The sequence below is a fragment of the Streptomyces sp. NPDC004539 genome (assembly GCF_040610055.1).
In the GTDB taxonomy this organism is placed as follows: Bacteria; Actinomycetota; Actinomycetes; order Streptomycetales; family Streptomycetaceae; genus Streptomyces.
Genome location: NZ_JBEXLS010000001.1, coordinates 564,343 through 586,579, shown reverse-complemented (window position 1 = coordinate 586,579; position 22,237 = coordinate 564,343). Strand labels below are relative to the sequence as shown.

26 protein-coding genes are annotated in these 22,237 nt (G+C 71.5%); 12 read left to right on the top strand and 14 right to left on the bottom strand.

The window, feature by feature from the left end; all coding sequences use genetic code 11:
- Positions 1 to 11: 11 nt before the first annotated feature.
- Positions 12 to 776, bottom strand: a complete 765-nt coding sequence (locus ABZX85_RS02540) for a GntR family transcriptional regulator (RefSeq protein WP_355861836.1) — start codon at positions 774 to 776, stop codon at positions 12 to 14.
- Between the two features lie 169 nt (positions 777 to 945).
- On the opposite strand from ABZX85_RS02540, the gene ABZX85_RS02535 reads away from it, so the two are divergent.
- The gene (locus ABZX85_RS02535; RefSeq protein WP_355861834.1) at positions 946 to 2,445 is read left to right on the top strand and encodes a glycoside hydrolase family 3 protein; all 1,500 of its coding nucleotides are present in this window, start codon (positions 946 to 948) and stop codon (positions 2,443 to 2,445) included.
- A gap of 10 nt (positions 2,446 to 2,455) precedes the next feature.
- Here ABZX85_RS02535 and nagB read toward each other — a convergent pair whose 3' ends face one another.
- Entirely contained in the window at positions 2,456 to 3,241 is a 786-nt protein-coding gene (gene nagB, locus ABZX85_RS02530) for a glucosamine-6-phosphate deaminase (protein ID WP_355861832.1), read from the bottom strand.
- A gap of 478 nt (positions 3,242 to 3,719) precedes the next feature.
- On the opposite strand from nagB, the gene ABZX85_RS02525 reads away from it, so the two are divergent.
- Positions 3,720 to 5,186, top strand: a complete 1,467-nt coding sequence (locus tag ABZX85_RS02525) for a PAS domain-containing sensor histidine kinase (RefSeq protein ID WP_355862312.1) — start codon at positions 3,720 to 3,722, stop codon at positions 5,184 to 5,186.
- Positions 5,187 to 5,391: 205 nt separating this feature from the next.
- Here ABZX85_RS02525 and ABZX85_RS02520 read toward each other — a convergent pair whose 3' ends face one another.
- Positions 5,392 to 5,649 (bottom strand): WhiB family transcriptional regulator, encoded by a 258-nt coding sequence (locus ABZX85_RS02520; RefSeq protein ID WP_006142322.1) that lies wholly within the window; start codon positions 5,647 to 5,649, stop codon positions 5,392 to 5,394.
- A 322-nt stretch (positions 5,650 to 5,971) separates the two neighbouring features.
- Positions 5,972 to 6,940 (bottom strand): diacylglycerol kinase family protein, encoded by a 969-nt coding sequence (locus ABZX85_RS02515; protein ID WP_355861830.1) that lies wholly within the window; start codon positions 6,938 to 6,940, stop codon positions 5,972 to 5,974.
- Positions 6,941 to 7,320: 380 nt separating this feature from the next.
- Between ABZX85_RS02515 and ABZX85_RS02510 the strand changes: the two genes are divergently transcribed.
- The gene (locus ABZX85_RS02510) at positions 7,321 to 7,743 is read left to right on the top strand and encodes a hypothetical protein (RefSeq protein WP_355862310.1); all 423 of its coding nucleotides are present in this window, start codon (positions 7,321 to 7,323) and stop codon (positions 7,741 to 7,743) included.
- Between the two features lie 42 nt (positions 7,744 to 7,785).
- Here ABZX85_RS02510 and ABZX85_RS02505 read toward each other — a convergent pair whose 3' ends face one another.
- From ABZX85_RS02505 to ABZX85_RS02495, 3 genes are all read right to left on the bottom strand, one after another.
- Positions 7,786 to 8,823 (bottom strand): RNA polymerase sigma factor SigF, encoded by a 1,038-nt coding sequence (locus ABZX85_RS02505; protein ID WP_355861828.1) that lies wholly within the window; start codon positions 8,821 to 8,823, stop codon positions 7,786 to 7,788.
- A complete protein-coding gene (locus ABZX85_RS02500) occupies positions 8,820 to 9,233 on the bottom strand; it encodes an anti-sigma regulatory factor (RefSeq protein ID WP_010353612.1) in 414 nt (137 codons plus the stop codon). The genes ABZX85_RS02505 and ABZX85_RS02500 overlap by 4 nt, the downstream gene beginning before the upstream one ends.
- Before the next feature lie 251 nt (positions 9,234 to 9,484).
- A complete protein-coding gene (locus ABZX85_RS02495; RefSeq protein WP_355861826.1) occupies positions 9,485 to 9,745 on the bottom strand; it encodes a UBP-type zinc finger domain-containing protein in 261 nt (86 codons plus the stop codon).
- Between the two features lie 71 nt (positions 9,746 to 9,816).
- Between ABZX85_RS02495 and ABZX85_RS02490 the strand changes: the two genes are divergently transcribed.
- Positions 9,817 to 11,415: a Na+/H+ antiporter gene (locus ABZX85_RS02490; RefSeq protein ID WP_355861824.1), complete on the top strand. Its 1,599-nt coding sequence runs from the start codon at positions 9,817 to 9,819 to the stop codon at positions 11,413 to 11,415.
- On the opposite strand, the gene ABZX85_RS02485 is transcribed toward ABZX85_RS02490, so the two are convergent.
- A complete protein-coding gene (locus tag ABZX85_RS02485; protein WP_355861822.1) occupies positions 11,366 to 12,310 on the bottom strand; it encodes a pyridoxal-phosphate dependent enzyme in 945 nt (314 codons plus the stop codon). The two genes, ABZX85_RS02490 and ABZX85_RS02485, sit on opposite strands and share 50 nt — an antisense overlap.
- Positions 12,311 to 12,472: 162 nt before the next feature.
- On the opposite strand from ABZX85_RS02485, the gene ABZX85_RS02480 reads away from it, so the two are divergent.
- The 3 genes from ABZX85_RS02480 (at position 12,473) to ABZX85_RS02470 (ending at position 15,379) form a co-directional block, all read left to right on the top strand.
- On the top strand, positions 12,473 to 13,876 hold the full coding sequence (locus tag ABZX85_RS02480) for a family 2B encapsulin nanocompartment shell protein (protein ID WP_355861820.1): 1,404 nt from the start codon (positions 12,473 to 12,475) through the stop codon (positions 13,874 to 13,876).
- A gap of 46 nt (positions 13,877 to 13,922) precedes the next feature.
- On the top strand, positions 13,923 to 14,978 hold the full coding sequence (locus tag ABZX85_RS02475) for a family 2 encapsulin nanocompartment cargo protein polyprenyl transferase (protein ID WP_355861818.1): 1,056 nt from the start codon (positions 13,923 to 13,925) through the stop codon (positions 14,976 to 14,978).
- A gap of 65 nt (positions 14,979 to 15,043) precedes the next feature.
- A complete protein-coding gene (locus ABZX85_RS02470; RefSeq protein WP_355861816.1) occupies positions 15,044 to 15,379 on the top strand; it encodes a DUF952 domain-containing protein in 336 nt (111 codons plus the stop codon).
- Here the strand turns inward: ABZX85_RS02470 and ABZX85_RS02465 are convergent.
- Genes ABZX85_RS02465 through ABZX85_RS02455 form a run of 3 tightly spaced genes read right to left on the bottom strand, consistent with a single transcriptional unit; the run spans position 15,376 to position 16,935 of the window.
- Positions 15,376 to 16,113 carry a VOC family protein gene (locus ABZX85_RS02465; RefSeq protein WP_355861814.1) on the bottom strand — a complete coding sequence of 246 codons (738 nt, stop codon included), beginning with the start codon at positions 16,111 to 16,113 and terminating at the stop codon, positions 15,376 to 15,378. The two genes, ABZX85_RS02470 and ABZX85_RS02465, sit on opposite strands and share 4 nt — an antisense overlap.
- The gene (locus tag ABZX85_RS02460; protein ID WP_355861812.1) at positions 16,110 to 16,523 is read right to left on the bottom strand and encodes a VOC family protein; all 414 of its coding nucleotides are present in this window, start codon (positions 16,521 to 16,523) and stop codon (positions 16,110 to 16,112) included. Before ABZX85_RS02460 ends, ABZX85_RS02465 begins: the two co-directional genes overlap by 4 nt.
- A gap of 10 nt (positions 16,524 to 16,533) precedes the next feature.
- The gene (locus ABZX85_RS02455; RefSeq protein ID WP_355862308.1) at positions 16,534 to 16,935 is read right to left on the bottom strand and encodes a helix-turn-helix transcriptional regulator; all 402 of its coding nucleotides are present in this window, start codon (positions 16,933 to 16,935) and stop codon (positions 16,534 to 16,536) included.
- 97 nt (positions 16,936 to 17,032) lie between these two features.
- Here ABZX85_RS02455 and ABZX85_RS02450 point away from each other — a divergent pair, with 97 nt between their 5' ends.
- The 3 genes from ABZX85_RS02450 (at position 17,033) to ABZX85_RS02440 (ending at position 19,331) form a co-directional block, all read left to right on the top strand.
- On the top strand, positions 17,033 to 18,187 hold the full coding sequence (locus ABZX85_RS02450) for an inorganic phosphate transporter (protein ID WP_355861810.1): 1,155 nt from the start codon (positions 17,033 to 17,035) through the stop codon (positions 18,185 to 18,187).
- Positions 18,188 to 18,208: 21 nt separating this feature from the next.
- Positions 18,209 to 18,448, top strand: a complete 240-nt coding sequence (locus ABZX85_RS02445) for a hypothetical protein (protein ID WP_355861808.1) — start codon at positions 18,209 to 18,211, stop codon at positions 18,446 to 18,448.
- A gap of 82 nt (positions 18,449 to 18,530) precedes the next feature.
- Positions 18,531 to 19,331 carry a class I SAM-dependent methyltransferase gene (locus ABZX85_RS02440; RefSeq protein ID WP_355861806.1) on the top strand — a complete coding sequence of 267 codons (801 nt, stop codon included), beginning with the start codon at positions 18,531 to 18,533 and terminating at the stop codon, positions 19,329 to 19,331.
- A 117-nt stretch (positions 19,332 to 19,448) separates the two neighbouring features.
- On the opposite strand, the gene ABZX85_RS02435 is transcribed toward ABZX85_RS02440, so the two are convergent.
- Positions 19,449 to 20,072: a LysE family translocator gene (locus ABZX85_RS02435; RefSeq protein WP_355861804.1), complete on the bottom strand. Its 624-nt coding sequence runs from the start codon at positions 20,070 to 20,072 to the stop codon at positions 19,449 to 19,451.
- Between the two features lie 64 nt (positions 20,073 to 20,136).
- On the opposite strand from ABZX85_RS02435, the gene ABZX85_RS02430 reads away from it, so the two are divergent.
- The gene (locus ABZX85_RS02430) at positions 20,137 to 20,613 is read left to right on the top strand and encodes a GNAT family N-acetyltransferase (RefSeq protein WP_355861802.1); all 477 of its coding nucleotides are present in this window, start codon (positions 20,137 to 20,139) and stop codon (positions 20,611 to 20,613) included.
- 78 nt (positions 20,614 to 20,691) lie between these two features.
- Here the strand turns inward: ABZX85_RS02430 and sodN are convergent, their stop codons facing one another.
- Positions 20,692 to 21,087 (bottom strand): superoxide dismutase, Ni, encoded by a 396-nt coding sequence (sodN, locus tag ABZX85_RS02425; RefSeq protein WP_010353595.1) that lies wholly within the window; start codon positions 21,085 to 21,087, stop codon positions 20,692 to 20,694.
- A 145-nt stretch (positions 21,088 to 21,232) separates the two neighbouring features.
- Between sodN and sodX the strand changes: the two genes are divergently transcribed.
- Entirely contained in the window at positions 21,233 to 21,673 is a 441-nt protein-coding gene (sodX, locus tag ABZX85_RS02420; RefSeq protein ID WP_355861799.1) for a nickel-type superoxide dismutase maturation protease, read from the top strand.
- On the opposite strand, the gene ABZX85_RS02415 is transcribed toward sodX, so the two are convergent.
- Entirely contained in the window at positions 21,577 to 22,206 is a 630-nt protein-coding gene (locus ABZX85_RS02415) for a CGNR zinc finger domain-containing protein (RefSeq protein WP_355861797.1), read from the bottom strand. The genes sodX and ABZX85_RS02415 overlap by 97 nt on opposite strands.
- Between the last annotated feature and the right edge of the window lie 31 nt (positions 22,207 to 22,237).

Sequence of the window (22,237 nt, the reverse complement as noted above, 5' to 3'; positions counted from 1 at the left end):
TCACTCCATGGTTACTCCACGGGCCGCTTCAGCCGCGCCACGAACTTGTACCGGTCCCCCCGCCACACCGACCGCACCCACTCCACGGGCTCCCCCCGGAGGTCGAGGGAGTGCCGGGACAGCATGAGCATCGGCAGCCCCACGTCCGTCCCCAGCAGGCCCGCCTCCCGCGGCGTCGCCAGCGACGTCTCGATCGTCTCCTCGGCCTCCGCGAGCCGGACGTCGTACACCTCGGCGAGGGCGGTGTACAGGGACGCGTACTTGACGAGGGAGCGGCGCAGGGCCGGGAAGCGCTTGGCGCTGAGGTGGGCCGTCTCTATGGCCATCGGCTCGCCGTTGGCCATCCGCAGCCGCTCGATGCGCAGCACGCGTCCGCCCGGCGCGATGTCGAGCAGCTCGGCGAGCCGGTCGTCCGCGGTGACGTACCCGATGTCGATGAGCTGCGAGGTCGGCTCCAGGCCCTGCGCGTGCATGTCCTCGGTGTACGAGGTCAGCTGGAGGGTCTGGGAGACCTTCGGCTTGGCGACGAACGTGCCCTTGCCCTGGATGCGTTCGAGCCGGCCCTCGACGACCAGCTCCTGGAGGGCCTGGCGGACCGTCGTGCGGGACGTGTCGAACTCGGCCGCGAGCGTGCGCTCCGGCGGGACCGCGGTGCCGGGCGCCTGGGTCCGCGTCATGTCCAGCAGATGCTTCTTCAGACGGTAGTACTTGGGCACGCGCGCGGTACGGACGGTCGCCCCACCCTCGTTCTCCGCACTGCTGACGTCGGCGCTCATGGCCTGCCTTCCCGGCTCGCACGGGCCGACCTCCCGTCGGCCGCGACTTCACATCGTGGCACGGGATCGTGTGTACGGGTGCCTGTACGGCGAGGTCGGTCCTGGTAAGAACTCCCTGCGTACGGCGTCCCGGGCCTTGACACGGCCTTTGGTCCGGTCCAAGCTCGCGATGCTGGTCTACACCATTCGGAGGGTGGTCTTGGCAGAGACGACTGTGGCCCGGGACGCCCTCGCCGTCCTCCAGCCCGGCTTCACCGGTACGACCGCCCCCGACTGGCTGCTGCGCCGCCTCGACGAGGGGCTCGCCTCGGTCGGCCTGTTCGCCCGCAACATCGAGGACCCGGGGCAGCTCGCCGGGCTGACCGCCCGGTTGCGCGAGGTCCGGCCGGACGTCCTGGTCGCGATCGACGAGGAGGGCGGCGACGTCACCCGCCTCGAAGCGCGCCGGGGCTCCTCCTTCCCGGGCAACCTCGCGCTCGGGGTCGTGGACGACGTGGAGCTCACCCGGTCCGTCGCCGCCGAGCTGGGGCGCCGGCTCGCCGCGTGCGGGGTGAACCTCGACTGGGCGCCCTCCGCCGACGTCAACACGGACCCCGGCAACCCCGTCATCGGCGTACGCTCCTTCGGCGCCGGCCCCGGGCTGGTGGCCCGGCACACCGCCGCGTACGTCGCCGGCCTCCAGTCCGCCGGGGTCGCCGCCTGCACGAAGCACTTCCCGGGGCACGGTGACACGTCCGTCGACTCCCACGAGTCGCTGCCGCGCGTCGACGTGCCGTACGACACGCTCGCCGCCCGGGACCTGCCGCCGTTCCGCGCGGCGATCGCGGCCGGGACGCGCGCGATCATGACCGCCCACATCCTCACCCCGGCCCTGGACCCGGCCCGCCCGGCGACCCTCTCCCGGCCCGTCCTCACCGGGCTCCTGCGCCGCGACCTCGGCTACGACGGGCTGATCATCACCGACGGCATGGAGATGCGGGCGATCGCCGACACGTACGGCATCGAACGCGGCACGGTCCTCGCGATCGCCTCCGGCGCCGACGCGATCTGCGTGGGGGGCGGTCTCGACGACGACGGCACGGTACGGCGCCTGCGCGACGCCCTGACCGACGCGGTCCACTCGGGCGAGCTCCCCGAGGAACGCCTCGCGGAGGCGGCGGACCGGGTGCGGACGCTGGCCCGCTGGACGACGAAGGACGCGCGCGGCCGTCTCCGGGAGTCCCCGGGGATCGGCCTGGAGGCGGCGCGCCGGGCCCTGAGAGTGCGGGGCGCCGAGCACCTTCCGCTGACGGCGCCCCCGTACGTCGCCGCCTTCACCCCCGTCGCGAACGTGGCCGTCGGCGACGAGACCCCCTGGGGCCTCGGCCCCGCCCTCACCGGCCTGCTCCCCGGCACCCGCACGGGCACCTTCACCGGCCCCGACGCGGGCCGCGACGCCCTGGAAGCCGCCGGTGCCCACCGCGTCGTCGCCGTCGTCCGCGACGAGCACCGGCACCCCTGGATGTCCGCCGCGGTGACCCGGCTCCTGGCCGCCCGCCCCGACACGGTCGTGGTGGAGATGGGCGTCCCCCACGCGGCACCCCGGGGCGCCGCCCACATCGCCACCCACGGCGCGGCCCGGGTGTGCGCGAGCGCGGCGGCTGAGGTGCTCGCGGGAGCGTCCCGCTGAGCTGCCCCGGCTAGATGCCCTGCCAGTCCGGCTTGTTGTCGAAGGTGTGGCGGAAGTAGTCGGCCAGCTTCAGCTTGGAGGCCGCGGCCTCGTCGGCGACGACGGTGGCGTGCGGGTGGAGCTGGAGGGCGGAGGCGGGGCAGACGGCCGCGACGGGGCCCTCGACCGTGGCGGCGACGGCGTCGGCCTTGCCCTCGCCGGTGGCCAGCAGGACCAGGTGGCGGGCCTCCAGGATGGTGCCGATGCCCTGGGTGATGACGTGGTGGGGGACCTGGCCGATGTCGCCGTCGAAGAAGCGGGCGTTGTCGACGCGGGTCTGCTCGGTCAGCGTCTTGATGCGGGTGCGGGAGACCAGGGACGAGCAGGGCTCGTTGAAGCCGATGTGGCCGTCCGTGCCGATCCCGAGGAGCTGGAGGTCGACGCCGCCGGCCTCGGTGAGCGCACGGTCGTACGTCGCACACGCCGCCGGGATGTCGTCCGCCGTGCCGTCGGGGCCGAGGAACGAGGTCAGCGGGATGCCGAGCGGCGTGAGGACCTCGCGCCGCAGCACTGAGCGGTAGGACTCGGGGTGGTCGGCGGGCAGCCCGACGTACTCGTCGAGCTGGGCTATCCGCGCTGCCGAGACATCCACCTCACCCGCGCGCACGCGGGCCGTGAGCGCCTGGTAGACCGGCAGCGGCGTGGAGCCGGTGGCCACCCCCAGCAGGGCGTCGGGCTTACCGCGCAACAGCCGTACGACGGCCTCGGCGACGAGCTCGCCGCCGGCGGCGGCATCCGGGACGATCACAACTTCCACGCCGGCCTACCGTTCTGAGGAGAATCCGAAAAGGACATGTGGTTTAGACCACTCTAATCTAGCCGACACCTTCCGGCCTCCGGGGTTTCGGCCCGCTGTCCGTCCGTTGAACATCACGTCACGGAAATTGCCCCGGCCATCGGGCCCCCACGGGAACCCGCACAGGCTAGGCTTCGAAGTGACTTCCGCTCTCCCCGCACAGGAGGGCGGACCGAGGACCCGGAGCTCTCTGCCCTGACTGCCCCGGCTCCTCACCTTTCGGCCGGCCGGGACCGCACACCCCGCGGCCGAGATTGCTCCGGGCTGCGGTGCCGCGAGGGTTGAGGGTCCCTCCAGGCGCCGCGGCCCGCGGGTGTTTTCAGAGGCGTACACCGCCGGTCGCGCGGGGTATGCCGAGACGATGGGAACCAGCACCTCGTACGAACGTCACGTTTCGGCCAGCGACAAACCGGCGGGTACGCTCGCCCATGTGCCCTCCATGAACGAACTCGTACGCCAGCACACCGCCCTCGACGACTCCGACCTGGAGTGGCTGCACCTGCTGGTCTCGGAGTGGCAGCTGCTCTCCGACCTCTCCTTCGCCGACCTGGTGCTGTGGGTCCCGACGAGCGACGGCACACGCTACGTCTCGGTGGCGCAGATGCGCCCCAACACCGGTCCCACCTCCTACCAGGACGACATGGTCGGCCACCTGGTTCCCCGGGGCCGCCGCCCCCTCCTGGACGTCGCCCACGACGAGGGCCGCATCGTCCGCGAGGGCGACCCGGAGTGGCGCGAGGAGGTCCCCGTCCGGGTCGAGTCCATCCCCGTCCGGCGTGAGGGCCGCGTCCTCGGCGTCATCGCCCGCAACACCAACCTGCTGACCGTCCGCACCCCGAGCCGCCTGGAGCTGACCTACCTCCAGAGCGCCTCCGACCTCGCCCAGATGATCGCGGCGGGCGCCTTCCCGTTCGCCGGCCAGCAGATGGACATGGACGCCGCCCCGCGCGTCGGCGACGGCCTGATCCGCCTCGACGCGGACGGCATCGTCCAGTACGCCTCCCCGAACGCGCTCTCCGCGTACCACCGCATGGGCCTCGCCTCCGACCTCGTGGGCCACAACCTGGGGCAGACGACGGCCGAACTCGCCCCCACCCGGGGCCCGGTGGACGAGGCGCTCGCCAAGGTCGCCAGCGGCTGGGCGCCCCGCGAGTTCGAGATCGAGGCGAACGACGGGGTGATCCAGTTCCGGGCGATCCCCCTCAAACCCAAGGGCACCCGCATCGGTTCCCTGGTCCTGCTCCGGGACGTCACCGAACTGCGCCGCCGCGAGCGGGAGTTGATCACCAAGGACGCGACCATCCGGGAGATCCACCACCGGGTGAAGAACAACCTCCAGACGGTGGCCGCGCTGCTGCGGCTCCAGGCCCGGCGGATCGAGTCCGAGCGGGGGCGGGAGGCGCTGGAGGAGGCGGTCCGGCGGGTCGGGTCGATCGCCATCGTCCACGAGACGCTGTCTCAGAACCTGGACGAGCGGGTGGAGTTCGACGAGATCGCCGACCGGGTGCTCGCGATGGTCGCCGAGATCTCGCCGGGCAAGGTGACCGGGCGGCGGACCGGGCGGTTCGGGATTCTCGACGCGGAGGTGGCGACGCCGCTGTCGATGGTTCTCACCGAGATCTTGCAGAACGCGCTGGAGCACGGCTTCCGCGAGGGCGAGACCGGGACCGTCGAGGTGAGCGCCGTGCGCGGGGGGTCGACGAAGGAGGCGCGGCTGCTCGTCACCGTCCAGGACGACGGGGTCGGGCTGCCGGCCGGGTTCGATCCGCACACCTCGGGCAACCTCGGGTTGCAGATCGTCCGGACGCTGGTGGAAGGGGAGTTGGGGGGCAGCTTCGACATGGTGGCGGGGCCGGAGGGCGGGACGCGGGTGATCCTGGACGTGCCGGTGCGGGCGCAGAAGTGAGCTGACACCGGACGGGGACGGCCGCCGGACAGCAAAGAGCCCCGGACCAAGTGGCCGGGGCTAGTGCTCCCTGCTGCGGTACTCGTGCAAGTTGTGCAAGTCGTACTGAGCGCTCGGGGGTACTGCGCGCTGCGGTTCGGGGGCGGGAGATGCGTACCTGCTGTACGCGCCGCCAACCTCAGGCTGTTTTCGCGGGGCGGACAGGTCAGGCAGAAGCCTGACGGGCCCGGTTGCGGGCGGCGCGGCGCTTCATGGCACGGCGCTCGTCCTCGCTGAGACCACCCCAGACGCCGGAGTCCTGGCCGGACTCGAGCGCCCACTGCAAACACTGGTCCATCACGGGACAGCGCCGGCAGACGGCCTTGGCTTCCTCGATCTGCAGCAGCGCAGGACCGGTGTTGCCGATGGGGAAGAAGAGCTCGGGGTCTTCCTCGCGGCAAACGGCGTTGTGACGCCAGTCCATGGCTGCTACCTCTCCTTGGGTGTTACGTGCAGGTTGCTTGTGAATGTGAACGCTTTCACGAATCCCTCAACAAGGGAAGGGCCACCGGTCGAGCGGAGCCCGACGAGGTCCTGGTGCGTGAAGAGGGGTTCCGGTGATCAGTGGATGCCGGTGTTGCGGGCTGTCCCGATCGCCACGTAGAGACTCGCAAACCTCAGCGGCGGATACAACCCCTTCTGGAAAGTTTTTTTTGATTCCTCGGTGTCGACTGGGTCACAGCCGTACTTCCAAGGGGTGGACCCTGGCCTAAACGTTCGAGTGAAAGGACTTCCGCCCTTTCTGCTCACACAATCACACGCAGTGCCCGGCGTACGCCTGTGAACGTCACGCTGGTGCGCAGTCCGAGGTGGTCTCCGTCCATCTGGAGCGGGAGCGGCACCTTCGAATGCAAGGTGAACCGGTCCACGTCGTGGAGGGAGACCGCGTGCTTGCCCTGGGGGCCCTTCTCGGGGGACGAAAGCAGCAATTGTGTGGCATACCGGGCGAGTGCGGGGGTCGAGAGGCGGCTCAGACCGAGAACATCGAGGCCGGTATCGAACGAAGCCTTAGGCGATGCGTACACCGGGCGATTGCCCAGATAGGTCCACGGAGCCGTGTTGCAGACTATGGACATCACCAAATCGGTCACGGGTTCTTCTCCGGCCCGTTCCAGGGTGATCGTTCCGTGGCGGCGGTGGGGTTCTCCGAAAAACTGACGGAGTGCCTGCTGAAGGTAAAGAGCGTGTGTGGATTTCCTTCCACGTTCCCGCTGTTGCTCGACCCGGCCGATGACTTTCGCGTCGAATCCGAGGCCGGCGTTGAAGGTGAACCAGCGGGCGGGGACGGCTTCGTCCTCCGTACCGGGGGTCCCGGAGGCGAGGCCCAGGCCGACCGTCCGTTCACTGCCCCGCCGCAGCGCGTCCAGCAGGGCGCCCGTCGACTCCACCGGGTCGTTGGGCAGGCCCAGGGCTCTCGCGAACACGTTCGTGGAGCCGCCGGGCACGACCGCGAGGCCCGGCAGGCGGTCCGGGTCCGGGCCGTCGGTCAGGAGGCCGTTCACGACCTCGTTGATCGTGCCGTCGCCGCCGAGGGCCACCACCAGGTCGATGTCCGAGCTCTGCGCCGCCTGCCGGCCGAGGTCCCGGGCGTGGCCCCGGTACTCCGTCGTCACGGCTTCCAGCTTCATCTCGCTCGCCAGCGCGTGGATCAGCACGTCACGGGTACGCGCACTCGTCGTCGTCGCCGCCGGATTGACCACAAGAAGTGCACGCATGGATTGCAGCGTACCTACTGGGTGGTACCGGGCACAGGCCGAGGTAGGGAAGCGGTAAGAGATCCCCCGGTGACACTCACCACGCCCGGCTCCGCCGGGGGGCGGGGGCCGGGGGCGCGTGGAGGTGTTGTGGGGGCGCGAGGGGTTGGGGGTGCTTCGGGGAGGGTGGGGCGGGGGGAGTGCGGGGTGCGGGCGGGCGCGGGGGGTGTGCGCGGGGAGTGGGGTGGGTTTACGCACGGTAGTCGGCCGGGGACGGCGTCGGGCCGGGTGTGTGCGTCGGCCGGTGAAGGGGCTGTGGGCCGGGGTGGTTCGGGGTGGGCCGCTACGCTTCAGGGGTGAGTAGCGACAAGGCCGCTGGGCCCTCTCAGGACACCGGTGCGGTGGATGGCGGGACCCCCGACGGGCCTCGGCCCCGCAAGCTGACGTACGCCGCCGTGCTGGCCGGGCTGGAGGGGGCCGCGTTGCTGGCGGGGGGTGTGTGGATGCTGGTCGTGGGGCTCGGTGGGGACGCCGACGACCGGCAGGGCGCGGTGACCGGCGGGATCACGCTGGCCGTGCTCGCGCTGCTGCCGCTGCTCGCCGCGCGGGGGCTGCTGAAGCGGCGCAGCTGGAGCCGGGGTCCCGCCGTCGTCACGCAGGTGATGGCGCTCCCCGTCGCCTTCACCCTGCTCCGGGCGGACAGCGTCGCCATTCCGGCGGGGATCGCGCTGGGCGTCGTCGCCGTCGTCGCCCTCGTCCTCCTCGTCAACGGCGAGACGACCCGCGCACTCGGCATCCGCGGTCCCGGCAACGCCCAGGACTGACCCCCGCACCCGCAAGCGCTGTGCCCCCGCGGTGGCGGGCCCTCACTCCTCGACGAGCAGCTTCTCCCGGAGCTGGGCGAGGGTGCGGGCCAGCAGGCGGGAGACGTGCATCTGGGAGATGCCGACCTCCTGGGCGATCTGGGACTGGGTCATGTTCCCGAAGAACCGCAGGAGGAGGATGCGCTTCTCGCGGGGCGGGAGGTCTTCGAGGAGCGGCTTGAGGGACTCGCGGTACTCGACGCCCTCCAGGGCCTCGTCCTCCGCGCCCAGCGTGTCCGCGACGGCCGGGGACTCGTCGTCCGTGTCCGGGACGTCCAGCGAGAGGGTGGAGTACGCGTTGGCGGACTCCAGGCCCTCCAGGACCTCCTCCTCGGAGATCGCCAGCTTCTCGGCGAGTTCGTGGACGGTGGGGGACCGCCCGTGCAGCTGGGAGAGCTCGGCGGTGGCGGTGGTGAGCGCGAGCCGCAGCTCCTGGAGCCGGCGCGGGACGCGGACGGCCCACCCCTTGTCCCGGAAGTGCCGCTTGATCTCACCGACGACCGTCGGAGTCGCGTACGTGGAGAACTCCACGCCGCGGTCGGGGTCGAAGCGGTCCACGGACTTGATGAGCCCGATCGTGGCGACCTGCGTCAGGTCGTCCAGCGGCTCGCCCCGGTTGCGGAAGCGCCGCGCGAGATGCTCGACCAGCGGGAGATGCATCCGGACCAGCCGGTTGCGCAGCTCCGCGTACTCGGGGCTGCCGTCCGGCAGCCCCCGCAGCGTGACGAAGAGGGCCCGCGCCTCGCTGCGGTCCTGGTGACCGTGTGGCGCGGCGGCCACGCCGCCCTGTCGCTCGTCCCGCTCGTGCTCGCTCATCGTCCCGCCCGTTGCCCTTTGTCGAGCCGTCCTGGCCCGGCCAGGGGTGCCCTGCGCACCGTCCCGATCCCGCCCGTCGTCCTCCTGAGGATGCGGCCGGGCCTGCTCGGGAATGCCGTCGACGCCGTCCGCCGTGCGGCGGGCGCCGTCCGGGAGGAGGCCCTCCCCGCCCGGCGGACGCGCGCCGCGCTCTTCGCCTTGCACCGGCCCGTCCCCGTCCCTCACGCCGGCCCGGGGCCCGCGCCGCGCTGTTTGTAGAGGCTGATCGAGACGGTCTTGTCGTCGTCGACGGCGGAGGACACCTTGCCCGCGAGCGCGGACAGCACGGTCCACGCGAACGTGTCCCGCGCGGGCGCGTGCCCGTCTGTCGTCGGCGCGGAGACGGTCACCTCCAGCGAGTCGTCGACGAGGCGGAACACGCAGCCGAGCACCGAACCGGGCACGGCCTGCTGGAGCAGGATCGCGCACGCCTCGTCCACCGCGATGCGCAGGTCCTCGATCTCGTCCAGGGTGAAGTCCAAACGGGCCGCGAGGCCGGCCGTGGCCGTCCGCAGCACCGACAGGTAGGCACCCGCGGCCGGCAGCCGGACTTCCACGAAGTCCTGGGTCGCGGGCTCGCCTGCGATCTGGGACACCCTCACCTCCAAGGTGGTACAAGCTGTTCGGGCCGAGGGTCGTCGCCCCCCGGGGTAACGCGAAGTGTGGTGCAGCGGTGACGCTATCGCGCTCACCTGCGTCCTGTCCCGGGACCCCGACCCCATGGCGTCACTCACAGTAAAACTCTGAATACGCTCCGTGTCTAGGGGGTCTGCGGGCCCAAATCGGAAGAGCGCGCGCCGGGTTGACGTACCCCGGCATCAGACTCCCGAACCGTACCCGCTCCCGATCACACCAGGACGTGATCCACAAAGCACCACCGCCAGTCCTCGCCGGGCTCGAACGTCCGCATCACCGGATGGCCCGTCTCGTCATGATGCAGGGTCGCGTGGCGTCCGGGCGAGGTGTCGCAGCAGCCGACGTGCCCGCACGTCAGGCACAGGCGCAACTGCACCGGGTGGGTACCGGCCCGCAGACACTCCGGACACGTCGCGCTCAGCGGCGTGGGATCGGGGTCCGGCAGCGCGTCGGCGTGCGTGCACTGTTTCATGATGGCCAGGTTACGACGGCCGTACGGATCACCGCGCGGAAAAACCGAGGAACGAAACAGGTGGGCCCGACATGGATGTGATGCCGCTCCTTCTGCTGGTGGCGGCCAGTGCCGCGATCGCGGCGGCGGCCCGGCGCACCCCGGTGCCGGCGCCGCTGCTGCTCGTCGCGGCGGGCCTCGCGGTGTCGTACGTCCCCGGGGTGCCCGACTACGCGCTGGACCCGGAGATCGTCCTCCCGCTGCTCCTGCCGCCCCTGCTGTACACCTCCGCCGCCGACAGCTCGTACCTGGACCTGCGCGCCCAGATGCGGCCCGTCGCGCTGCTGTCGGTCGGGTACGTGCTCTTCGCGACGCTCGCCGTCGGGTGGGCCGTCTACGCGCTGGTCCCCGGGATGCCGCTGACCGCGGCTCTCGTCCTCGGGGCCGTCGTCGCGCCCCCGGACGCCGTCGCCGCCACCGCGGTCGCACGCCGTGTGGGGTTGCCGTCCCGGATCACGACGATCCTCCAGGGCGAGTCCCTGCTGAACGACGCGACCGCGATCACCGCCTACAAGGTCGCCGTCGCGGCGGCCGTCGGCGAGGGGGCCTCCTGGGCGGGCGGCATCGGGGAGTTCCTGCTCGCGGCGGTCGGCGGCACGGCCGTCGGGCTCGCCCTCATGGCCCCCCTGCACTGGCTGCGCACCCACCTCAAGGAACCCCTCCTCCAGAACACGCTCTCCCTGCTCATCCCCTTCGTGGCCTACTCGGTCGCCGAGCAGTTCCACGCCTCCGGGGTGATCGCCGTCGTCGTGGTCGCGCTGTATCTGGGCCACCGCGCGTGGGAGGTCGACTTCGCCACCCGCCTCCAGGAGTCCGCCGTCTGGAAGATGGTCGCCTTCGTCCTGGAGTCCGCCGTCTTCGCCCTGATCGGCCTCCAGCTCCCGGTCGTCCTCAAGGGCCTGGACGAGTACGACGCCGTCGACGCCGCCTGGTACGCGATCGCCGTGTTCCTCGTGGTCGTCGCCGCCCGCTTCCTGTGGGTGTTCCCGGCGACCTTCCTGCCCCGCGTGCTGTCGAGACGCATCCGTGAGCGCGAGGACGATCCGACCTGGCGCGCGCCCGTGGTCGTCGGGTGGGCCGGCATGCGGGGCGTCGTCTCGCTGGCCATCGCGTTCTCCGTGCCGCTGACCCTCCACCACAGCGAGGAGCCGTTCCCCGAGCGGGATCTCGTGCTCTTCCTGACGTTCACGACCGTCATCGGCACGCTCGTCCTCCAGGGGCTGACGCTGCCCCCGCTGATCCGGCTCCTCAAGTTCCCCGAGGCCGACCGGCAGGCGATGACCCTCGCGGAGGCGAACGCCCAGGCACAGGCGTCGCGGGTCGCCGAGGAACGCCTCGACGAACTGCTGGCGGACGAGCGCAACACCCTCCCGCCGCCCCTCGCCGACCGCCTCCGATCGGTCCTCGAACGCCGCCGCAACGCCGTCTGGGAACGGCTCGGACAGGTCAACCCGGTGACCGGGGAGAGCGTCGACGACACGTACCGGCGGCTGTCGGGGGAGATGATCAGCGCCGAGCGGGAGATGTTCGTCCGGCTGCGGGACGGCCGGTACATCGACGACGAGATGCTGCGGACGCTGCTCAGGAGGCTGGACCTGGAGGAGGCTGCGGCGTACCGGGAGGCGGAGTGACGAACGGCGTCCCGGTGATCACCGCCGCGAGTGCCGTCCCGCGCGGGAAGGCGCCTTCGTGGGTCAGGGTGACAAGTGCGTACAGCGATTTGGCGACATACAGGCGCTCGACCGGGAGGCCGTGGCGGTCCTCGAAGTCCCGGGCGAAATCCTCCAGTTCGGGGGGCGTGCGGGCGTAGCCGCCGAAGTGGAAGCGGGGGTCGAGGCGCCAGTTGGGGAACTCCCGGCCGAATGCCTCGCGTTGGAGCGCCTGGATGTCCTTCGTGAGGAAGTCGCCCTTCAACACCGGGATTCCCAGGGCCCGTTGGGATGGGGCGAGGCCCGCCGAGAGGCCCGCCAGGGTGCCGCCCGTGCCGCAGGCGATCGCGGCGACGTCGATTCCAGCCCCGGTTTCGAGTCCGGCCTCGGCCAGTTCCTCGCCCAGGGCCCGGCAGCCGCGTACGGCCGCCGCGTTGCTGCCGCCCTCGGGGACGACGTACGCGTCCTCGGCGTGGGCGGCGCGGAGGATGTCCGTGAGTGTCGACGGTGTCGACTTGTCGCGATAGGTGGCGCGGTCGACGAAGTGCAGGCGCATGCCGTCGGCCGCGCAGTGGGCCAGGGAGGGGTTCAGGGGGCGGGTGGCGAGTTCGTCGCCGCGGACGACGCCGATCGTGGGGAGGCCGAGGAGGCGGCCGGCGGCGGCCGTCGCGCGGAGGTGGTTGGAGTAGGCGCCGCCGAAGGTGAGGACCGGGCGGCCGGCCGCCGCCTTCAGGTTGGGGGTCAGTTTGCGGTACTTGTTGCCGATCAGGGTGGGGTGGATCAGGTCGTCGCGTTTCAGGAGGAGCCGGACGCCGTACCTGGTGAAACGTTCGTCCTCGATCTCTTCGAGGGGGGAGGGGAGGGACACGGGGACCATTGTCGAACAATGTTCGGGGAAACGTGCCTCTTCCCACTCTTGTGATGATCCATTCCCGCTCTTTCGGGTAATACCACTGGCCGCGCCACTGCGGAAAGCTTGCCCGCGAGATGAGTGCCTGGCGCACCACGTGCCAGCGCATGAGCGGGAGGGCAACACACCATGTCGGTAGGCGAAGAGGTCCGCTCCGAAGAGGGCAGGCCCCAGCAGAGCCTCGGAACGGCCGCCGCGCGGAACCTGGCCACCACCACCAAGTCCGTGCCGCAGATGCAGGAGATCAGCTCCCGCTGGCTGCTGCGCACGCTGCCGTGGGTCGACGTCCAGGGCGGTACGTACCGGGTGAACCGGCGGCTCACCTACGCGGTCGGCGACGGCCGCATCACGTTCGTCAAGACCGGCGACCGCGTCGAGGTCATCCCCGCCGAACTGGGCGAACTGCCCGCACTGCGCGGCTACGAGGACCTGGAGGTCCTCACCGAACTCGCCTCGCGGGCCCGGCAGCGCGAGATCGGCGCCGGCGAGGTCATCGCCTCCTTCGGCAGCCAGAACGACGAAGTGTTCATGCTGGCGCACGGCCGCGTCGAGAAGGTCGGCACCGGCCCCTACGGCGACGACCAGGTCCTCGGCGTCCTCGCCGACGGCGCCTACTTCGGCGACCAGGCCCTCCTGGACGCCGACGCGATCTGGGAGTACACCGCCCGCGCGGCCACCCCCTGCACCGTCCTCACCCTCTCCCGGCAGGACTTCGAGCAGGTCACCGAACGCGCGGACTCGCTGAGCGGGCACCTTCAGGAACTGCGCGCGATCCCCGAGCAGAACACGAACAAGTACGGTGAGAAGGCCGTCGACCTGGCCGCGGGCCACTCCGGCGAACCGGACATCCCGCACACCTTCGTCGACTACGACGCGAAGCCCCGCGAGTACGAACTCAGCATCGCCCAGACGGTGTTGCGCATCCACTCGCGCGTCGCCGACCTCTACAACCAGCCCATGAACCAGACCGAGCAGCAGCTGCGGCTCACGGTCGAGGCGCTCAAGGAGCGTCAGGAGCACGAGCTGGTCAACAACCGCGAGTTCGGCCTCCTCACCAACTGCGAGTACGACCAGCGCATCCAGCCGCACGACGGCGTCCCGGGCCCCGACGACATGGACGAACTGCTCAGCCGCCGGCGCGGCACGAAGCTGTTCCTCGCCCACCCGCGCGCGATCGCCGCGTTCGGCCGCGAGCTGAACAAGCGCGGGCTCGTCCCCGAGACGATCGACATCGACGGCAACCGCATCCCGACCTGGCGCGGCGTCCCGATCTACCCGTGCAACAAGATCCCCGTCACCGAGGCGCGCACCAGCTCCATCATCGCGATGCGTCTCGGCGAGAAGGACCAGGGCGTCATCGGGCTGCGCCAGTCCGGGCTGCCCGACGAGATCGAGCCCAGCCTGTCCGTGCGGTTCATGGGCATCAACGAACAGGCCATCATCAAGTACCTGGTCACCGCCTACTACTCGGCCGCCGTCCTAGTCCCGGACGCCCTCGGGGTCCTGGAGAACGTCGAGGTCGGTCGTTGGTGACCACCCGTCACGACGTGCGTGCCCGCCCTTCGGGGCGGGTGCGCACGTGACCGTCTCGGTACCGGGGGTGTCCGTGGACGGCGGGCAGGAGGCGCTCGCGATCCTCGACCGGGCGCGGGCCGAGGTCGACCCCGTCCTCAGGTCCGCCGTCGACTCGCTGCCGCCCGAGATGCGGCGGATCGCCCGCTACCACTTCGGCTGGCAGGACGCGGCCGGGCGGGCGGTCACCGGGAACGCCGGGAAGGCGATCCGGCCCGCGCTGGTGCTGGCCGCCGCCGAGGCGGTCGGGGGCGCGCGGGCCCGGACGGCCGCGGTGCGGGCCGCCGCCGCCGTCGAACTCGTCCACAACTTCACGCTGTTGCACGACGACGTCATGGACCGCGACCCCACCCGCCGGCACCGCGCCACCGCGTGGCACGTGTTCGGCGACCCCGACGCGATCCTCTCCGGCGACGCGCTCCAGGCGCTCGCGCTGCGGCTCCTCGCGGGTGATACCCACCCCGCGGCCGTGCCCGCCGTCGGGCGGCTCACCGACTGCGTCATCGAACTGTGCGAGGGGCAGCAGGTCGACACCGCGCTGGAGTCGCGCGATCCCCGCGCGGTGGGGCTCGCCGAGGTGCTGCGGATGGCCGAGGCCAAGACCGGGGCGCTGCTCGGGTGCGCCTGCGCGATCGGGGGGCTCTACGGCGGGGGGTCCGCCGAGGAGGTCGACTCCCTCGACGCGTTCGGGCGACAGGCCGGGCTCGCGTTCCAGCTCATCGACGACATCATCGGGATATGGGGCGATCCCCTGCACACCGGGAAGCCCGCCGGGGCCGACCTCACCGCCCGCAAGAAGTCGCTGCCGGTCGTCGCCGCGCTGGCCTCCGGCGGAGTGGCGGCCGAGGAACTGGCGGCGCTGTACGTGGGGCCGTACGTGGAGGGGGAGCTGGAGAGGACGGCACTCCTGGTCGAGCGGGCCGGGGGGAGGGACTGGGCCCAGGCCGAGGCCGCGGACCGGATGGGGACGGCCGTGGGGGAGCTGGCCCGGGCCGTACGGGAACCTGAGCGGGCGGAAGGGCTGCTGGCGCTGGCCGAGTTCGTCACGCGGCGCAGCAGCTGACGCGTCCCACCTGACCAGGTCCCGCACATCCCCACGGTGTGCGGGGCCTGATTTATCGTGTCGGCATGTCCAGAACCCGGCCCTGTGTCCTGCACCTCACCGAACGTGTCCTCTGGGAGGAGGCGCGGGAGCGGGGGGTCTACGAGTGGTCGACCCGGGGGAAGACGCTCGCGGACGAAGGGTTCGTGCACTGCTCGACCCGGGAGCAGCTCGCCGGGACCGCTGAGCTCGTGTACGGCGACGGCGGGGGCGATCTCGTCGTGCTGGTGATCGACCCGGAGCGGCTGGGGGCGCCGCTGAAGTACGAGGGCGGGTTCCCGCACGTGTACGGGGGGATTCCGGCAGGGGCGGTGGTGGAGGTCGAGGACTTTCCGGTGGGGTTCGAGGACTTTCCGGCCTAGCCCCTCGGCAGGCCGCCCGTCTCCGCGTCGCGGGCCGTCAGGCAGTACAGGCCGTCGTCCGGGTCGCGCAGGACCGTCCAGTACGGGAACTCGGCGACCGTGCGGGCGCCCGACCGCTCGTGACGGGTCCTGACCTCGGGGATGTCCGGGGCGGCGGCGAAGTCGAGGTGGGCGGAGAGGGGCTGTTCGCGGTCGGTGCGCTGGAGGAGGAGGCGGAGGGGGAGGCCGGGGGGCGGGGTGAGGACGTGGAACTCCGGGAGGGAGCCGGGCGTTGAGGTCCATGTGGGGAGAAGCGCGGTGAAGAAGGCGATCTCGGGCTCATAGGTGGAAGGGGGGAGGTCGATGCTCACCTGGTCGAGGCGGCTGCCGCCGAACACCGGGGGTCTGGTCGACTCGCCGTGCCAGGGGACCGCGCAGAACAGCTGGCCGGCGGGGGAGCGCAGGACGGCCAGATCGGTGTCGTCGGTGACGGTCTCGGCGCCCAGCTCCCGCGCCCGCGCCGCGAAACCCCGTACGTCTGTGACCGCGAAGTCGGGATGCGCGCCGCCGGGACCCTCGGCGACCGTCTGGAACTTGACGCAGGGGTCGTACCCCTCGGGAGGCAGCAGCGTCGTGAACTCGCCCCGCTCGCCCCGGGGTTCGGACAGGGCCGTGCCCGTCACCGCCGTCCAGAACGCGGCCGAGACGGGGGAGGGGCGGTCGATGAAGGCGTAGGTCCAGCGGACGTCCGTCACAGCGGGCGCTCCATGAAGCGCAGGAGGTTCCCGGCGGGGTCGCGGAACGCGCAGTCGCGGACGCCGTACGGCTGGTCCATGGGCTCCTGGAGGAGGTCGTACCCGGCCTCACGGACCCGGGACGCGAGGGCGTCGCAGTCCGGGGTCGCGAAGATCGCCCCGCGCAGCAGCCCCTTCGCGAGCAGCCGGTTCAGCGCCTCACGGTCGGCCGGCGAGGCGTCGGGGTTCGCGTCCGGCGGTTCGAGGACGACGGAGACGTCCGGCTGGAGCGGCGAACCCACGGTCACCCAGCGCATGTCCTCGTAACTCACGTCGTTGCGGATCTCCAGACCCAGGACGTCGACGTAGAAGTGCAGGGCCTTGTCGTGGTCGTCCACGGCGATGAAGCACTGGTGGAGTTTCAGATCCATGCCGGTCAGCCTAGGTCCGTCGACGCCGTTTCGGCCTGGTGTACGTCCGGGCCACGCACGGCGGGATCACCGCGCTCTCCTCGTGCGACCGGGCCCGGTAGGCGCTCGGTGTCTCGCCGACCAGCTCCGTGAACCGGGAGCTGAAGGAGCCCAGGGAGGTGCAGCCGACGGCCATGCACACGTCCGTCACCGACAGGTCCCCGCGCCGCAGCAGCGCCTTCGCCCGCTCGACCCGCCGGGTCATGAGATAGGCGTACGGCGTCTCCCCGTACTCCTCGCGGAAACTGCGCTGGAAGTGCCCCGGCGACATGAGGGCCGTCCCCGCGAGGGCGGTGATGTCGAGCGGCTCGGCGTACTCCCGGTCCATCCGGTCCCTGGCCTGCCGCAACCGCACGAGATCCTCGACGCTCACCATGCCGGCCAGCATGACACGGGTTCCGTTCACTCTCCTGGCCGAGCCTTTGCCTGGGGTTCGCCCCGGATTGGCCTGCGCTTGTTTGCATGGGGGAATGGATCACATCACGTTCCTGGTGGCGGTGGTCATCGTCACGGCGTTGGCCTTCGACTTCACCAACGGTTTCCACGACACGGCCAACGCGATGGCGACGTCCATCGCGACCGGCGCGCTCGGCCCGCGCACGGCCGTCCTCATCAGCGGCGCGCTCAACGTCGTCGGCGCGTTCCTGTCGACGGAGGTCGCGAAGACGATCTCCGGCGGGATCGTCGACGACACGCTCGTCACCCCGGGGATGATCTTCGCGGGGCTCGTCGGGGCCATCCTCTGGAATCTCATGACCTGGCTGGTCGGCCTGCCCTCCAGCTCCTCGCACGCGTTGTTCGGCGGGCTGATCGGCGCGGTGTGGGTCGGCGCGGGCGAGCACGGCGTGCACTTCGACAAGGTCGTCGAGAAGGTGCTCGTCCCGGCGGTCGCCTCCCCGGTCGTCGCCGGGGTCGCGGCGCTCGCGGCCACCTATCTCGCCTACAAGATCACCGAGCGGGCGAAGAAGAAGCCCGTCGAGAAGGGGTTCCGGTACGGGCAGATCGCCTCCGCCTCCCTCGTCTCCCTCGCGCACGGCACGAACGACGCGCAGAAGACGATGGGCGTCATCACCCTGACCCTGATCTCCGCGGGCGCCCTCGGCCACGACGCCGGCCCGCCGGTCTGGGTCATCGCCTCCGCGGGCCTCGCGATCGGCCTCGGCACGTACCTGGGCGGCTGGCGGATCATCCGGACGATGGGCAAGGGGCTGACGGAGATCCAGTCGCCGCAGGGGTTCGCGGCCGAGACCGCGTCCACGACCGTCATCCTCACCTCCGCGCACCTCGGCTTCGCCCTCTCCACCACGCAGGTCGCCTCCGGGTCCATCCTCGGCGCCGGGCTCGGCCGTCGGCTGGCGGAGGTGCGGTGGAGCGTCGCGGGCAAGATGGTCGTCGCGTGGCTGGTCACGCTGCCTGCGGCGGCGCTCGTCGGGGCGGTCGCGGCGTACGCCGTCAAGCACGGCGGTGACTTCGGGACGACCGTCGTCGCGCTGATCGGCGTCGCCGTCGCCGGGGGCATCTTCGTGGCCTCCCGCCGCAACCCCGTTCACGCGAGCAATGTCAACGACGCGCACGAGGTCACCCTCCGCTCCGAGCCGCCGGCGCGTGTCGGTACGGCCGCCTGAGTTCCGTCAAGGAGACATGCGATGCATCTCAACTGGAGTGCCCTCGGGCAGGTCGCCGCGGTCAGCCTCGGCGTGACCGTCGCGGTGGTGGTCGTGTTCAGCCTCGGTGTGCTGGGGCTGGCGCGGGGGGACGAGGGGGCGGCGGGGTCGGAGGGGGCGGCGGTCGGTGTCGTCGGCCGGGTCCAGGCCGGGCTGTGCTTTCTCGCCTGCGCCGCGGTCGTGGCGTACGGGATCTATCTGATCGTGCCGCAGTTCCACTGAACCGGCGTCGAGGGGGCGGCGGTCGGTCCACACCGGCCGCCGTCCTAGGCGAACTCCCGTCTCCGGCGGCAGAATCGACGGCGTGACCTCAGCCGAGCACTCCTCTTCCGAGCATCCCTCCGCCGTCACCGACCGCGCCCGTCTCGTCGGCCACGCCTACCGGGACGCCCGCGATCTCGCCGCCCGCCAGGCCCTGTACGCCCACCAGACCCCCCGCCACGACCTCCCCGGCCTCGTCGCCGGACAACTCGCCGGGGTACGGGGCTGGTTGGCCGACGTCGGCTGCGGCAACGGGCTCTTCCTGGAGCGGTTGCGGCGCGAGCACCGTGTCCTCGGCCTCGACCTCTCGCCCGGCATCCTCACCGGCCTGCCCGGACCGGTCGGGGTCGCCGACGCCGTACAACTCCCCTTGGCGGACCGGAGCTTGGGGGGTGCCATCGCGATGCACATGCTGTACCACGTGCCGGACGTCTGGGCGGCGGTCGGGGAGCTGGCGCGGGTGGTGGAGGAGGGGGGTGTCGTGATCGTCTCCACCAACGGGCGTGCGGACAAGGCGGAGTTGGGGGAGCTGTGGCGGCGGGCCGCCGGGGAGGTGACCGGCACGGCACCGCCGCCCGTGTCGCTCGGGGCGCGGTTCACCCTGGAGGACGCGCCGGGGCTGCTGGGGGAGTGGTTCGGGGAGGTGGAGGTGGTGCGGTTGCCGGGGGTGATCAGGGTGGTGGAGCCGGAGCCGGTGGTCGCGTATCTGGCGTCGTACCGGGCCTGGGCGGACGAACTCGGGGTGCCGTTCGGGGAGACGGTGGCACGGGTGCGGGAACTGCTGGTGGGGGAGGGGGAGTTCGTGGTGCGGACGGAGGCGGGGGTCGTGGTGTGCCGGGTGTGAGGTGAGCGGGGAGCGGGCCGGGGTGTGCTTCGGGTGCCGGTCCAGGAGTGAACGGCCCCGCCTCTCAGGGGTGTTGGGCCGCCCATGCCTCTCAGGGCCGAGCCGTCCGCCGTGCCCTCACGGCTGCGCCGCCAGCCGTACCCCCAGTGCGATCAGGAACGTCCCGCAGAGCTGTTCCATCCGGCGGCGGGCCGACGGGCGGCGCAGGAGGGCGCTCGCGCGGGCGGCCAGCCAGACGAGGGGCGTGTACCAGACCAGGTCGACGACGGCCCAGAGCACGGCGAGGGCGATCAGCGTCGGCAGGGCGGGGGCCGACGGCGGCACGAACTGGGGGAGGAACGCCACCGCGAACACCCCGGCCTTGGGGTTGGCGACGTTCGTGACGAGCCCCTGCCAGAACGCCCGGCGCAGGGAGGGCGAGGCGCTGTCCGCGGCGGCTTCGGGCGCCCGTCCGGCTCGCCGCGCCCGCCACAGCGCGCGGGCCCCCATCCACACCAGGACGACCGCGCCGGTGATCCGGATCACGTCGTACGCGAACCGGGACGCCGTCAGGAGCGCCGACAGGCCGAACGCGGCGGCCAGGCCCCAGAGCATGACCCCGGTCTCGTTGCCCAGCACCGAGGCCATGCCGTACCTGCGGCCGTCCGCCACCGAGCGGCGCAGGATGACGACCGTGCTCGGCCCGGGAACCATCGACAGCAGGAAGGCCGCTCCGGCGAACGCGGCGAAGGTGGTCGGCACGGGGGCAGGGTCCCAGAGCCGGTCGGGGTTGGACAGGGGGCCGGGAGCGTCACATGATCGGAGGATGATCAGGAACGCCCGTCCGGGAGACGTCGCCGAGATCCTCGCGATGATCCGTGAACTCGCCACGTACGAGAAGGCACTTGAGCAGGTGAAGGCCACCGAGGAGCAACTCCGCCAGGCCCTGTTCGGCCCCTCCGTCGCCGCGCACGCGCTCATCGCCGAGGACGACGCGGGAGAGACCGTCGGATACGCCCTCTGGTTCCCCAAGTTCTCCACCTGGACCGGCACCCGGGCGCTCCACCTGGAAGACCTCTACGTCCGCCCGACCGCCCGAGGCACCGGCCACGGCAAGAAGCTCCTCTCCGCCCTCGCCGCGATCTGCGTCAGCGAGGGGTACGCCCGGTTCGAGTGGGCCGTACTCGACTGGAACGAGCCCGCGATCCGCGTCTACGAGTCCCTGGGCGCCGAGTTCCTCGACGAGTGGCGAACCTGCCGCCTGACCGGCGCACCCCTCGAAGAGCTGGCGGGCGCCGTCTGAGGGAACGCGAAAGACCGCACCCGGCGTCCGTACGGGAAGCCGGGTGCGGTCTTTGGAAAAACAGGCAGAAGGCCGGGATCAAGCCTTCTTGGTCTCCCAGAAGATGCGGTCGATCTCGGCGATGAGTTCGAGCGCCTTCTCGCCGGTCTTGGGGTCCGTGGACGCCTTGGCGGCCGAGAGGGCCTTCAGGGTGTCGTTGACCAGGACGTGCAGCTCGGGGTACTTCTCGAAGTGCGGGGGCTTGAAGTAGTCGCTCCAGAGGACCGACACGTGGTGCTTGGCCAGTTCGGCGCGCTGCTCCTTGATGACAACGGCGCGAGCCTGGAAGTGCGGGTCGTCGTTGGCGGCCATCTTCTCCTGTACGGCCTTCACCGACTCCGCCTCGATGCGGGCCTGGGCCGGGTCGTACACACCGCAGGGCAGGTCGCAGTGGGCGCTGACCTTGACCTTGGGGGCAAACAGGCGGGAAAGCATGGAGCGTTCCTTCCTCGTGATCGTCTTCTCAGGTGGGACATTACTCCCTGAGGGACGGGTTTTCGCGAGCGCCCCCGGGGGCTTAGGACCAAAGTCCGGGGTCACACTGGACCCGCGGAGGACATATCCAGGGGAGGTGCCGGCGATGCCGGAGCTGTCGCAGGAGACGGGCCGCGAGCGGGGCAGGGCGGCGACGCCCTTCGGGCTGGCCGAGGTCACGGGCCCGTCCATGGTGCCCACGCTGCGCCACGGGGACCAGCTGGTGGTGCGGTACGGCGCGAAGGTGCGGGCCGGGGACGTCGTCGTCCTGCGCCACCCCTTCCAGCAGGACCTGCTCGTCGTGAAACGGGCCGTGGAGCGCCGGGACGGGGGGTGGTGGGTGCTCGGGGACAACGCGTACGCGGGCGGCGACTCCACCGACTACGGGACCGTTCCGGACGAACTCGTGCTCGGGAAGGTCGTCCTGCGTTACCGGGCGATCGAATCCGGTCAGAGGTCGCCGCTGACGGTCGTCCGCTGGGCGCTGACGGCGGTGCGGCCCGTGCTCTGCGACCGGTCGGCCTCCAGGCGTTTGCGCGCGCGGTAGGCGGCGACGTTGGCGCGGGTGGCGCAGCGGTCGGAGCAGTAGCGCCGGGAGCGGTTGGTCGAGGTGTCCAGGTAGGCGTTGCGGCAGGGGGCGGCCTCGCACAGGCCGAGGCGGTCCACGCCGTGCTCGGTGAGGTGGAAGGCGAGGCCCATGGCCGCGATCGCCGCGTAGCCCGCGGTCGCGTTGGACGGGTGGTCCGCGAGGTGCATGTGCCACAGCGGCTTGCCGTCGTCGTCCCGGAAGTCGTGGCCGGAGATCTGCGGGCTCACCGGGAACTCCAGGAGCAGGGAGTTCAGCAGGTTCACGGCGAGGGTCTCGTCGCCGCCGTCCGCCGCGTCGAACACCGCGCGCAGGCGGGCGCGGACGGAGCGGAAGCGGGTGACGTCCGCGTCGGTGACCCGGCGGGCCGCCTCCTGGCTGTGGCCGAACAGGTCGCGGACCGCGTCGACCGAGGTCAGCGCGTCGGTTCCGCGTGCCGGCTCCTCGGTGTTGACGAGCCGCACGGCGTAGTCCGAGTAATAGGCCAGTTCCACTTGTAGTCCTTACGGAGGCGTTCTATCGTCG